Origin of the sequence: Kutzneria viridogrisea DSM 43870 (assembly GCF_000525635.1) — a bacterium.
GTDB lineage: Bacteria > Actinomycetota > Actinomycetes > Mycobacteriales > Pseudonocardiaceae > Kutzneria > Kutzneria viridogrisea.
Genome location: NZ_CP007155.1, coordinates 4,487,764 through 4,500,333, shown reverse-complemented (window position 1 = coordinate 4,500,333; position 12,570 = coordinate 4,487,764). Strand labels below are relative to the sequence as shown.

At 69.5% G+C, this 12,570-nt stretch carries 9 protein-coding genes; all 9 read right to left on the bottom strand.

The window, feature by feature from the left end:
- Positions 1-255: 255 nt before the first annotated feature.
- The 9 genes from KALB_RS19695 to KALB_RS19655 all read right to left on the bottom strand — a co-directional run bounded on the left by KALB_RS19695 (position 256) and on the right by KALB_RS19655 (position 12,433).
- On the bottom strand, positions 256-1,149 hold the full coding sequence (locus KALB_RS19695) for a serine hydrolase (RefSeq protein ID WP_025357432.1): 894 nt from the start codon (positions 1,147-1,149) through the stop codon (positions 256-258).
- Between the two features lie 42 nt (positions 1,150-1,191).
- Positions 1,192-2,415 (bottom strand): MFS transporter, encoded by a 1,224-nt coding sequence (locus tag KALB_RS19690; protein WP_338033865.1) that lies wholly within the window; start codon positions 2,413-2,415, stop codon positions 1,192-1,194.
- A 261-nt stretch (positions 2,416-2,676) separates the two neighbouring features.
- Positions 2,677-4,371: a PucR family transcriptional regulator gene (locus KALB_RS19685; RefSeq protein WP_025357430.1), complete on the bottom strand. Its 1,695-nt coding sequence runs from the start codon at positions 4,369-4,371 to the stop codon at positions 2,677-2,679.
- A 75-nt stretch (positions 4,372-4,446) separates the two neighbouring features.
- Positions 4,447-5,553: an o-succinylbenzoate synthase gene (gene menC / locus KALB_RS19680; protein ID WP_025357429.1), complete on the bottom strand. Its 1,107-nt coding sequence runs from the start codon at positions 5,551-5,553 to the stop codon at positions 4,447-4,449.
- Positions 5,550-6,461 (bottom strand): GNAT family N-acetyltransferase, encoded by a 912-nt coding sequence (locus KALB_RS19675; protein WP_148309539.1) that lies wholly within the window; start codon positions 6,459-6,461, stop codon positions 5,550-5,552. Before KALB_RS19675 ends, menC begins: the two co-directional genes overlap by 4 nt.
- Complete coding sequence (locus KALB_RS19670; RefSeq protein ID WP_025357427.1) at positions 6,458-7,933, bottom strand: amidohydrolase family protein; 1,476 nt, start codon at positions 7,931-7,933, stop codon at positions 6,458-6,460. Before KALB_RS19670 ends, KALB_RS19675 begins: the two co-directional genes overlap by 4 nt.
- A 189-nt stretch (positions 7,934-8,122) precedes the next feature.
- Positions 8,123-8,836, bottom strand: a complete 714-nt coding sequence (locus tag KALB_RS19665; protein WP_025357426.1) for an SDR family NAD(P)-dependent oxidoreductase — start codon at positions 8,834-8,836, stop codon at positions 8,123-8,125.
- Positions 8,837-8,904: 68 nt separating this feature from the next.
- On the bottom strand, positions 8,905-9,975 hold the full coding sequence (locus KALB_RS19660; protein ID WP_030107828.1) for an alpha/beta hydrolase: 1,071 nt from the start codon (positions 9,973-9,975) through the stop codon (positions 8,905-8,907).
- 43 nt (positions 9,976-10,018) lie between these two features.
- Complete coding sequence (locus KALB_RS19655) at positions 10,019-12,433, bottom strand: penicillin acylase family protein (RefSeq protein WP_030107829.1); 2,415 nt, start codon at positions 12,431-12,433, stop codon at positions 10,019-10,021.
- Positions 12,434-12,570: the final 137 nt, after the last annotated feature.

Here is a 12,570-nt window from a genome sequence, read left to right as displayed (position 1 = left end):
GTCACTCCTGAAGACGAACGGGAAGCCCCGAGGTGGACGCGCCGGGCTGGTTGGCGGGGCCGACCGCGACCCAGCGCATCCCGGCGCATGTGCATGGCGGTCACACTAGGTGCGGCTCGGCGGACGCGCTTCTCGATTCCTGATCGGTCTGCTCACCCGTTTCGCTACACGCGGCACACTACGCAGCGTGACCGTTCCCGCACCCACCCTTTAACATCATTAAATTCGCCGAGGTCGAGCAGGGAAGAGACCCGGTCACCGTCGCAGCCAGTCCACCGCCCGCTCGGCGGCGAAACCGATGAAGGCGTCCCGCTGCGGAACCGCCGACCGGACGTCGATGGCCTGGGTGAAGACGCCCACCGCGTAACGGCCGCCGTCGGGGTACTCCACGACGCCGACCTCGTTGCGCACCGAGGGCAGGGTCCCGGTCTTGCCGCTGACCCGCACCTCGTCGGCGGAGAAGCCCGACCGCAGCCGGTGCGGCCACACCTGGAGTCCCATCCAGCGTCGTACGTCCGCGCAGGCCGCCGCGGGTGCGGCCTCGTCCCGCCAGATCATGCCGAGCAGCCGGGTGATCTCCGCGGCCGTGGTCCGACAGGTGTGCTCGGGCCGCAGCGCACGCAACTCGGCGAGGCGCTCGGGCGGCAACCCCGCCAGCTGCCGCTCGTCGTCGGCGTAGCACTCCCCCAGGTCCTCACCGATGGTGCGCAACAACTCCCCGCAGTCCTGGGGAACCGCCGTGTGCGCGAACCCGAGCCGCCGCAGCAGGGACGCGACCGCCGACTTGCCCACCTTGCCCATGATCAGGTCGGTGGCCACGTTGTCGCTGATGCCGATCATCAGGACGGCGAGGTCGTACCAGGACATCGTGACCGCGTGCCGGAAGGTCGCCAGTCCGTAGGGGCTCGCGGTCGGATGGCCCGGCGCCACCCTGACCTGCTCGGCGAGGTCCAGTTCACCGACGGCCCCCTGCCGGGCCAGCTCCAGCGCCACGGGCACCTTGAACACCGAGGCCGTGACCACCGGCGTGGTCGCGTCGATGCCCACCTGCCGCGATCCGTCCAGGTCCACGGCGTGCAACCGGACCCGCACACCCACCTCGGTGGCGCGGTCGGTGATCGTCCGGATCAGCTCGGTCTCAGTGACCATGTGTCTGGCCGCTCCCCTCTGGTCGGGTCAAGTGGTTGCCGTTCACCTGTTCTCCGCCGGTGCCAGGACCGGTTTGCCGCCCTGTGCCCCGGGGAAGGTGAACTGCGCGGCGTTCTGCGGGACCCAGAAGGCGATCACGACGGTGAGCAGGGTGGTGCCGATGAGGAAGCCGAACGCCGCGCCATAGGAGAACTTGTCCGCCAGCCACCCCATCGCCACCGGGGCGATGACACCGGCCACCTGGCCGCCGAAGTTCATGACCCCGCTGCCGACCCCGATCAGCGCCGGCGGAAGCACCCGGAACGGGAGGCCGAAGATGCACATCATCGCCATGCTGAACACACCGCTGGCCAAGGTCTCGTAGACGGTGAACTCCGTTGTGCTACTGGCGGAAACCATCAGAACCAGCAGGACCACGGTGGCCGTCGCGATGGACACCAGGTACCACCTGGCCCGGTCGTGGAAGTACCGGTCGAACAGCCAGCCGCCCAGGATGGTCGTGCCGATGCTGACCAGCATCGGGATGGCGGCCAGCACACCGGTCTGGTCCATCGACAGGTGCCGGTCCTCGATCAGATAGCTGGGCACCCAGGTGACCAGGCCGTAGCCGAGCATGTTCATCACGCAGAACAGCAGGGCGAACTTCCACACGTGCAACGACTTCAGCACCTGCACGCGGGAGATCTCCGGTGTCGGCGCGACTTCGCGGGGCAGCCGGCTGAGGTGTTCCGGCAGCGCTCTGGGCAGCATCGCCCACATCGCGATGCCGATCACCGCACCGCAACCGGCTATCCAGAAGAAGGTGTGCCGCCAGCCCACGGCCATCAGCAGCGGGCCGACGATCAGCGGCGCGAGACCCGCACCGATCCCGCTGGCGGACAGCACCACTCCGGTCGCCGTCGCCCGGTTGGCCGGGGTCGTCCGCTCCGAGACCGCCTTGAGCGAGGCGGCGGGAAAACAGCCCTGGCAGACTCCGAACAGGCCGCGGATCACCAGCAACATGCCGAAGGTACCGGCCGTCCCGGTCGCCGCGGTGAACACCGACCACAGCACGAGCGTGATCAGCATCGGCCTGCGGGCGCCGTACCGGTCGGCCAGGAAACCCGCCGGAATCTGGCTGACCATGTAGACCAAGGCGAAAACCGTGACCAGCAAGCCCTGTGCGGTCTTGCCGAGCCCGAACTCCTGACCGATCGACGGCAGCGCCATGCTGATCGAGAACCGGTCGATGTAGTCGACCGCGTAGGCGAACAGCAGGACGATCATCGTTGTCAGTGCGGTTTTCCTGATTCGCCGCGGTGTCCATGTGACGTCCGCTGTCCCCGCCGTCATGGCAACCTCCGTGCTGATAGGTTGGCGCGAAAGGTACTTCAGGCACACACGACGATCGGACAGCGCCGGACTGCCGTCGCGTTGAGGTCTCATTCTGCGCAACCGGAGAATTGGCGAGTTCGTGCGGTTTCACGAACCTCTGGTCGCTTTTCGGGCCGAACCCACCAACCGGAACCTGGCCTGGTGTGGCCGCGCTCAGCCCTCGTTCCTCGCTGCTGGCCGCGCACCCGCGGCCGGGGCCATGCCGCCAGCCAACAGCCGCAACTGCACCATCGCGGCGAACCGCTCCCCCGGGTTGGTCAGATCCATCTCGCCGACCTCGGCCACTCGCCGCAATCGGTACCGGAAGGTGTTGGGGTGTACGAAAGCCATCGCGGACGCGGCGACCACGTCACCGAAGGCGTCCAGCCAGCACCGCAGGGTGTGCACCAACTGGGACTGGTGCTGAGTGTCGTAGTCGAGCAGCCGCGCGACGGGACCGGCGACGAGGTCCCCACGCGCGGCGGCGAGGTCGGTGAGTTCCAGCATGAGCGCGTCGATGTGGACCTCTTCCACGGTGGCGACCCGTCTCGGTCCCCCGTTGGTGAGCAGCACTCTCAGCGCCCGGTCGGCGCCCTCGCGGGATCGGCGCAGGCCCGAGCCGTCCAGGGCGAGCGGTCCGATCCCGATCGCCGCGGCCACCCGCTGGCCGGTGCGTTCCAGGAACGTCGATGCGATGCGGAGCGACCTGTCGCCGCAGTCGGCCTGGTTGCCTGGCATCGGCACGATGCCGTAGGCGAACTCGCCCACGAGTGCGACGGCCGAACGCGGTTGCACCGCGCTCAGGTGCATGGCCAGCGCGTCCGCGATGCGCTGGCGGTCGGCGATCCGGCGTAGGTCCTCCTCCGGCGAGGGCTCCCCGGTCGAGCCGCCGAGCAGTCCCATGGCGAGCACGATCGCCGGTTGGCCCAGCAGGCCGAGCCGGGCGATCGCCTCCGGCGCCGCCGCGCCGCCCTCCAGTGCCGTGCTCACGAGGTCGGCCCGCAGCCGCCGTTCCACATCGGCGCCCGCGCGCAGCCGGAGCATGTGCAGCGCGACCAGTTTGCTGGCGTCGACGAACGCCTGCGTCCGCTCCTCGGTCAGCGGCCCGTGCACTGCCGCCCAGATCGAGCCCAGCACCTCGTCCCCGGCACGGACCGCGTGCGCCACCCGCGGCATGACCCCCTCGGTGCCCTGCGACTCCGGCTCGACGTAGACGGGCACGTTGTCGCGGTAGAGCCGTTCGAAGACGCCATTTCGCTGCAAGGCCCGGGTGAACCGCTCCGGTACCTGGCGCCCCAGGATGGTCTCCACCCGGCTCTGGTCGGCCTCGTCCTGGCGGCCGGAGAACGCCAGGACCCGTGAGCTGCGGTCCTCGATGGTCACCGGCGCGTCCAGCAGCGCGGCCACCGCGTTGGCCAACGCGAACAGGTCGCCCGAGGGCATGCCGCCCAGCGTCTGGGGCGACACGTCGCCCACGTCCTCCTCGGCGAGCAGGGTCCTGAGCATGGCGGCGACCTGCGTCCAGGAGGCGCCGCGGGCGAGGCCGAGCAGGGCAACACCGGAGGTGGTCGCGGCCTGCCTGATCTGCGGCGTCGAGGCGAACGGTGCGCGGACCACGAGCGCCGCGGCGCCGCACCCGCCGAGTTCGTGCAGGAGCCGGACCACCTCGTCCGGATCGTGCACGCCCACGCCCAGCACGACTGCCCGCGCCGGGAGTTCCGACTCGTCCAGCGGGTCGTGGATCACCACACCGCCGAGGAGCTGCCGCGCGTTGCGGCCGTCGGCGATCGACTCGAGCAGGACCTCCCCGAGGTCTTCGAGCACTCGCGCCAGACTTGTGTGCGGCTTGCCAGGCACCGGAGTCAGCACCACCCGACGGTAGGCTCAGTCGGGCCGAACCCGTTGGTTCGGCCCGACCAAATCTAGCACCGGATTCGTTCGCGGCTACGAACCGATCCACTCCTGTGCCGTGCTGACCTCGTCCAGCAGCTCGGGAATCGGGGTGACGCCGAGGCCGGGTCCCGTCGGCACGGGCAGGTGACCGGACTCCAGCACGAACGGCTCGGTGATGTCCGTCCGGTAGAACCGGTCGGAGGCCGAGGTGTCGCCGGGGAGCGTGAACCCCGGCAGCGAGGCGAGTGCGACATTGGCGGCCCGGCCGAGGCCGGTTTCGAGCATGCCGCCGCACCACACGGGAACCCCGTGCGCCGCACACACGTCGTGCACCCTTCGCGCCTCCAGGTAGCCGCCGACCCGTCCGGGCTTGATGTTCACGATCCGGCAGGCGCCGAGTTTGATCGCGTCGGCCGCCGAGCGGGCGGAGACGATCGACTCGTCCAGGCAGATCGGAGTTCGGATGTGCCGGGCCAGTTCCGCGTGACCGAGCACGTCCTCCTCGTCCAGGGGCTGCTCGACCAGCAGCAGCTCGAACGGGTCCAGGCGGGCCAGTTGGGGCACGTCGGACAGCGTGTAGGCGGTGTTCGCGTCGACCTGGAGCAGCAGGTCGTCACCGAAGCGCTCCCGCACCGCGCGCACCGGCGCGAGGTCCCACCCGGGTTCGATCTTCAACTTGATGCGCACGTAACCGGCGTCGAGGTAGCCGCCGACCACGTCGAGCAGTTGCGGGATCGAGTCCATGATGCCCACCGAGACGCCACAGGGCACACGGTCGCGGGTGGACCCCAGCGCCGCGCCGAAGGACTGGCCGTGCGTGCGGAGCTCGGCGTCGAGAACCGCCATCTCCAGGGCGGCTTTCGCCATCCGGTGCCCCTTGTACTTCGCCAGGTGGACCGCGACGGAACTCGCGGTGACCTCCCCGACATGCAGGAGAGCCGGAACCAGGAAACGCCGCAACACGTGCTCGGCGGCGTCGACGTACTCCGAGGAGTAGAGCGGGTCCTGCATCGCGACGCACTCGCCCCAGCCCTCCGCCCCCGGCGTCACGACGCGGATGAGCAGCACCTCGCGCACGGTCTGCGTGCCGAACGAGGTCCGGAACGGCGCCACCAAAGGCATCCGCACACGACGGAGTTCCACACCGCTGAGTTTCACCAGGACCGCTCCCTTGAGATCACGTACCAACCGGCACGGTCGAATCCGAGGACCTCGCCCCCTTCGGCCATCAGGCCGCCCAACACCTCCCGCAGGGCCATCCGCCACGACCTGCCCTGGGCCGGGTCGGTGCGGCGAAGCGCCTCGATGTCGGGTGGCACGGCGACGAGCAGGGTGGGGCCGTCTGCCGAGCCGATCACCGGTCGCCCGTCGGAGGCGGCCGACAGGGCCAGCGCCGCACCTCGCTCACGAAGCGCGGCGGCGTCACAGCGAACCGGTTCACCCCGCGCGGCGGCGCGGACGGGGGAACCGGTGAGCTCCCAGGCGACCATGAGCCGGTCGGTGTCGTCCGATCCGTTGATGCCGTCCCGCATCGGGCCGTAGAAGTCGGGCAGGTACCGCGCTGGACGGGCGCCCAGCTTCGAGAGGTTGAAGTGGGCGTTGCGCCGCACCAGAGGATCGAAGGTCCACGTGATCACGGTGACCTCCTGGGCCAGTGCCCAGGCACGCTGGTGCAGTTTGAGGGCGAAGCCGAGTCCACGCCCGTGCGCCTTCGGCGCCACCCCCGCGATGTGGCTGTGCAGGCTCCCCTTCGACGGTCGGCCGAAGAACCCGAAGCAGGCGCCCAGAAGTTCGTCGCCTTCGTACGCGCCGGTGACGTAGTTGCCCGCCGCGGTCATCGCCCGAAGCAGTTCCCCGGTCACCGGCGCGCTGCCGGGATCCGTGCGCCAGATCGACTCGAACAGGGTGGCGACCGCAGTCAGGTCGGCAACCTCGGTCAGTTCCCGGATTTCCACGCCCGCAGCTGAGGCCGCAGCGATCGCCGCCGCGATCGCCTCGTCCCGCACTGCCGCGGAAACGAGGTCTGCCGCATTCGTTGCAAGATCCGTCACGGGACTGTTCGTCATCGCGGCTCACCCCGCACCGGCCGACCGGGCAGGGCGTCGGTCCGCAACTGCCCCTCGCTGACCACGGGGACACCGGCGACGAACAGGTGCCGGACGCCGACCGAAGGCCTGGTGGGGTCGAAGTAGGTGGCGGCGTCGGTGATGGCGGCGGGATCGAGCACGACGAGGTCGGCGTCCGCTCCGGCGGCGAGATGTCCCTTGGCGCGTGCGCTCGGCGCCACCTCGTCGAGAACGCGCGCGGGTAGGTAGGAGCACCGGCGGAACGCTTCCAGCCAGGTCCAGGCACCGCTCTCGCGCACCATCAGGCGCAGTGTCTTGGCGTAGGTGCCCGCGGTGCGGGGATGCGTCCTGCCGCCCGATGGCAGCGGCCACTCAGTGCTGTCACGACTGCCGTCCTGCCAGTAGACAGGCAGCGCGTCGCTGGCGACGATGGCGTCCGGGAAGGCAAGTGCCCGGTGCAGCATTCCGCGTTCGTGCGGGTTCTCCTCGTCGAGGAACTCCAGAATGCAGGGTGCTCCCGGATCGCTGTGCCGCACCTGACGCAGGCGAGCCTCGTCCGCGATGCGTTCCCCGGATTCGAGCATCACCACGCTTGACGGGGAAAGTCCCTTCATACGCAACCGATCCGGTTCGATGAATGCGGCACCGACCGCCGTGCTGCCCGCCCCGTACGGATAGGCCTCCACGGTCACCCGGGACCCGGCCGCCCGCGAGCGGTCCAACGCACCGAGCACCCGGTCGATGTGGTGGCCCGAGGTGCTGTTGACGTGGCAGTGGTGCATCGCGGCCCCCGTCTCGGCCGCGGCGATCGCGATCTCCTCCGAACCGTCGGCCGGGGTGCCGGGGTCCACTTCGACCAGCTCGCGGACGTGCGTGTACGTCGGGACCCCGGCAACCGCGGCCAACCGCGCGACGGCGAGGAACTCGCTGGGGTCGGTGCCGGGTGCGTACCCCAGCAGGACGCCGATGCCGAGCGCCCCCGCGGCCAGCTCACCGTCCAGCGCGGACAGCCATGCGGCGAGCTCACGTGCTGAGGAGGAGCGTTGCCACGCAAGGTTTCCCAGCACCGCGAGGCCAGAATCGATATTCGCGTCGGGCTCGATCCCGGCGAGCACCTGCGCTCGGGCGGAACCCCATGAGGCGGAAAACCCGTAGTGCAGCGGACGGCCCTGCGCGGCGGCCTCGGCGTACGCCCGCTCGATGGGCATCAGGCCGGCTTCCAGGTCGAGTGCGGTCGTGACGCCGTCCATCGCCTGCAACCGTTGCCCCGCGATCGAGTGCACGTGGCTGTGCAGGTCGATGAACCCTGGACCGACGACAAGGCCCGTCACGTCGAGGACGGTGCACCCCGGCGGCTGGGCGAGTCCGGCGCCGACGGCCGTGATCACGCCCTCGGACACGAGCACGTCGGCAACCCCGTCGAAACCAGTACCCGGATCGACAACACGTCCACCGCGCAAGAGCGTCTGCATGCTTCGTCTCCTCACGAACGCGCCGGTGCCGCGTCCGCAACCTCGCCGACCCCGTTCGAGATCACCCTAGGACGTCTCCCGGCAAGGCCGTTCGTTCGAGACGACGAATCCGCGACGGTGCGTCCATCCGCCCGGACGAAGCGCACCGGTCGGACAAGGCCCCGCACCTGGGCGGGCACCCGGTTCGGACTACCAGGGCAGAGTGCCCTCGGCGTCGAAGTAGCCACCGGTCGGGCCGTCCGGGCCCACCTGTGCCATGCGCACGATGATCTCGGCGCCCTGCTCGACTGTCTGGGTGCCGGAGTTCCCGTTCAGGTCGGTCCGGGTGAAACCGGGCTCCACCGCGTTGATCCGCATGGCCGGGAACGCCTTCGCGTACTGCACGGTGATCATGTTGACTGCGGACTTCGAGGCCGGGTACGCCACACCCGTGTAGCCGTAGGCCGGAGTGCCCGGGCTGGTGACCCGGGTCAACGAGGCCAGGCCACTGCTGACGTTGACCACGACCGGAGCAGCGGATCGGTGCAGCAGCGGGAGAAACGCGTGGATCACGCGCACCATGCCGATGACATTCGTCTCGAAGGTCTGCCGCATGATGTCGGCGGTCACCTCCGCGGCACCGATCACGGTGTTGTCCGCACTCCGCCATTCGCTGGCGATGCCAGCGTTGTTCACCAGTACGTCCAGTCCCCCGTCGGCCTCGATGGTCCGCACCGCGGCCTGCACGGATACGTCATCGGTGACGTCGAGCTGGACCGCCCGCGCACCCAGTTGCTCGGCGGCCCGGCGCCCGCGCTCGGCGTCCCGGCTGCCGAGGTAGACGGTGTGCCCCGCGGCAACGAGTCGGCGCGCGGTCTCGAAGCCCAGCCCCTTGTTCGCCCCGGTGATCAGTGTTGTGGTCATGCCCGCACGCTACGAACTGGAGCGCGCTCGAGGTCAAGCCCGGTCGGCCAGTTCGTGCGTGCGAGAGGTCAGGAGGCGAAGGCCCTTTCCAGCCTGGGGATCAGGTCACGGAGGTCCTGTTCCCAGCACCCGCTGTTGTGGCCACCGTTGCACTGGGTTCCCCACGCGGAACCGTCGCCGTAGTCGACGTAGTAGTAGGGCATCCGCAGGGCGTCCATGGCCGCCTTGGTGTGCTTGGCCGCACCCTCGATCCAGAATTCCGGTTCAGTGGCCCTGCCACCGCCGTTGCCGACGTAGAGCGAGACCCCGACCCCGGCGAGCTTGTCCATGTGCTGTGAGGGATCGGCCTCGTTCCACCGCCAGTCGCCGTTGAGCACCGGGTAGGGCGTGCCGAACAGGGCGTCGCTGCTGACCCCTGGCTTGTAGGGGTCGTTGGCGGGATCGCAGGCACCGGAGGCCGAGCCGCAGAGCGCGCCGGTCGCGTCGATGAGGGAGGCGACGACCGCCATGCGCAGGTCCATGGAGTTGACCGACAGATCGGTGTCCCCCGACAGGGAGGCGGTCTGGCCGAACAGGTCGGGGTGGTCCTGGGCGTAGTGCAGGGCCCCGAACCCGCCCATGGAGACCCCGGCCACGGCCCTGGCCTTCTTGCTGGCGATGGTCCGCAGGTTGGCGTCGATGAACGGGATCACCTGGTTGATGTGGAAGTTCTCCCAGTTCTGGGCACCGACCGCGGTTTTCTGGTCGAGCCAGTTGGCGTACCAGCCCCGCGCACCGCCGTCCGGGATGACGGTGATCATCGAGTTGGACGTGCTCAGCGCCGGGTAGTTCTGCGCGGCCGGGTCGTCGGGCGAACCGTGCAGGAAGTACATCACCGGGTAACGCCGGGCCGGGTCCTCGTAGTAGCCGCCCGGCAGAATGATCTTGATGTGGTGCTGCCCCGACACCTGGGGCGTGGTCACGGTGAGGACGAAGTTGGTCGCGGTCCCGGTCGCGGTCCCGACCTGGGTGAGACCGTAGCCGTCCGTCAGTGGCGGCGGCGCCGTGTCGCCGGCGGCCTGTGCCGTGCCCGCCGTCATGACCAGCCCGGCGGCGGCCAGCAGTGCCACCGCCCTTCGCCAGCGGCCTGAGTTGCTCATCGCGGAACGCCCCTTCGGATGTCGTGACCGCACAACGTGGTTCTCAGGCAAGGACCTTGACCTCCAGGGCCGGTGAGGCCGCGATCTGGTCCTCGGTGAACCGCTCGGTCACCCACTGCCCGGCCGAGAACAGCTTGGTCTGGTCGGCGTGGTGCGGCGAGTTCGGGTTGGCCGACTGCGAGTAGGTCAGCAGCGAGGAGGTCTGCGGCGGGCCGTCGGCGGTGAACCGCACCTGCTGGATGAAGCTGGACCCGAAGACGATGTCCAGCTTGCCGTCCGCGCCCTGCCCCGGAGCGATCACGTTCAGCACGCCCAGTTCGGACAGCGAGCCGTGGATCGGGATCTGCTCACCGTTGCGGGTGACCTTCTGGACGTCCGACAGCGGGGCGTCCAGCGGGATGCCCGCCTTGCGCAGCGCGAGGACCGCTCGGCCGAACGCGGCGCGCACCGCCGAGTTCCCGGTGTCCAGCGAGTTGGGCGTGTGCACCGGGTCCGCGGGGTCGAAGGGCACCCGCCACGGCGCGCTGTCGATCGACTTCCCGCCGAGCAGGTAAGCCCAGTAGTTCTCGAACAGCCAGGACCCCCGGCTGTCCAGCGTGTAGTCGTGGCCCTTCCATGCGGCCAGGATCGGGCACGCCTCGCTCACGTTGACCAGGGTGCCGTCCACCAGGATGAGCCCACCGAGCAGCCCCTTGCACATCGTCACCGTGGCGTCCAGGGCCAGGTCGGCCGCCCGACTGTGGTCGGCGAACAACGACTGCCGCATGTTCTCGGGGGTGAAGCCCTTGCCAGGCAGGCCATCGGTGCCGTTCAACCGGTTCTGCGCGGTCAGGATCAGCTGCTGGGTCCGCAGCGACCGGGGTGCCGCCGCATCGCCCATCACCCTGGGGTAGGACAGCGGCTGCTCGGGGTTGGCCAGCCACGCGCTGTCGTTGGCGTTGCCCACGAAGTCCGAGCGGATCAGACGTGGCTGCTTGTGCGGGTCCAGCAGTCCGGGCGCGGCCGCGTTCGGGTCGTTGGGCCAGTCACACTCGCTGCGCTTGCCGTCGAAGATGGAGATCGGCGGCACGTTCGGCAACCGCACCTGGTTGAACAGCAGCTGGCCGGTCAGGGTGAGGCACGACTTCGCGTGCTCGTCGGTGATGTTCGGGGCGGCCTGGATGTCCGCGTACAGCGCCTTGCCCGTGCGGTCGGTGGCGATGGTGTTGAAGAAGGGGACGCCCTGCGTGGTCTCCAGGGTGTGCACGACCTCGTTCACGTCCCTGGCCTGGTCGAGGTGGAACCAGGTGTTCATCGCCCGCAGGTTGTCCATGTTCGCGTCGCGCACCGCGTGCGCGCTGACCACCCAGGGCAGCGGAACGCCCTGCACCGAGGTGGTGATCGGGCCGTAGCGGGTGGACCACAACGTCCTGGTGACCTTGCCGAGAGAGCCGTCCTTGTTCAGCACGTCGACGCTGACCTGCTGCGAGGTCATGTCCGTCCACTTGCCGTCCACCAGGTACTTGGTCGGGTGCAGCGGGTCCACCTGCACGTCGAACAGCCCGAACGGGGCCACCGTGGCGACCGTGTGGCTCCAGGCGACCTCGTTGTTGTGCCCGATGTTCACCGCGGGGAACCCGAGCAGGCTGGCCCCGGACACGTTGATCTTCCCGGGGATCGTCAGCTGGCTCTGCCACATCCGGTTCTTGCCCTGCCAGGGAAAGTGCGGGTTGGCCAGCAGCATCGCGGTACCCCCGGACACGCCCTGCGAACCGACCGCGAGCGCGTTGCTGCCCATGCCCTCCCGGTGGCTGGCAGCCATCGCGTCGGCGATCTGCCCGCCCACCTCGTCCGCTGAACGTGGCTGCTGCGCAGCAGCCGAAGCCCCGGCCGGTGCCGCGTTGACCTCGCCGTCCAGCAGCGGATCGGCGCTGCCCATGATGATCTCGGCGTGCGCGTGCCGGTAGACGTCCAGCTCGGTGATCGGCCGCACCCAGGCCGCACCACGGCAGGCCGGATCGGAGATGTTGTCCGCCCCGGTCTCGGCCAGGTACCGGTTGTACCCCTGGACGTAACCGCGAATGGCCTCCCTGACCTCCGGCTCCGGCCCGTTGGGGGCGGGCTGGTCGACCAGCCGCTCCACCACGCGGTTGTCGTTGATCCGCTGGAAGTACAGGTCGCTGTTGAGATTGGTGGTGGTGTTCTGGTTCTGCCCGGGACTCGCCTTGCCATCGGGCCCCAGGTACCGGGACCGCTGGGCGTTGACCATCAGGTACGTGTCGGCCAGGGTGCAGATGTTGTCCTTGGCCGCGGCATAACCGTAGCCCGCGCCCAGCCCCACCCAGTCCGCGGCGATGATGTGCGGGATCCCGTACTCGGTGTACCGGATCGTCGGCTTGTCCGGCCCGCTCGCGGCGGCTGTCGGCAGCACCTGCACCGCCGTCGCGGTCACTGCCAGCACCGCGACCGCGACCGCCATCGGCAGCCGCCGGCTCCCTGTCCCCCTGCGCGGCATCGAGCCGTCCCCCCTCTGCCCAGGCGTTCCTCGAACGCGGGAACCCTACAGAGGGCCGATGAAATCTCGATGAATCCCGGCGCGTACGTGGCTGGTCTGCC

Excerpts from the sequence above, each read along its gene's own strand:
- KALB_RS19670 (WP_025357427.1), bottom strand. The coding sequence starts at position 7,933 with ATGCAGACGCTCTTGCGCGGTGGACGTGTTGTCGATCCGGGTACTGGT.
- KALB_RS19665 (WP_025357426.1), bottom strand. The coding sequence starts at position 8,836 with ATGACCACAACACTGATCACCGGGGCGAACAAGGGGCTGGGCTTCGAG.
- KALB_RS19655 (WP_030107829.1), bottom strand. The coding sequence starts at position 12,433 with ATGGCGGTCGCGGTCGCGGTGCTGGCAGTGACCGCGACGGCGGTGCAG.
- KALB_RS19675 (WP_148309539.1), bottom strand. The coding sequence starts at position 6,461 with ATGACGAACAGTCCCGTGACGGATCTTGCAACGAATGCGGCAGACCTC.
- KALB_RS19690 (WP_338033865.1), bottom strand. The coding sequence starts at position 2,415 with ATGATCGTCCTGCTGTTCGCCTACGCGGTCGACTACATCGACCGGTTC.
- KALB_RS19660 (WP_030107828.1), bottom strand. The coding sequence starts at position 9,975 with ATGAGCAACTCAGGCCGCTGGCGAAGGGCGGTGGCACTGCTGGCCGCC.
- KALB_RS19695 (WP_025357432.1), bottom strand. The coding sequence starts at position 1,149 with ATGGTCACTGAGACCGAGCTGATCCGGACGATCACCGACCGCGCCACC.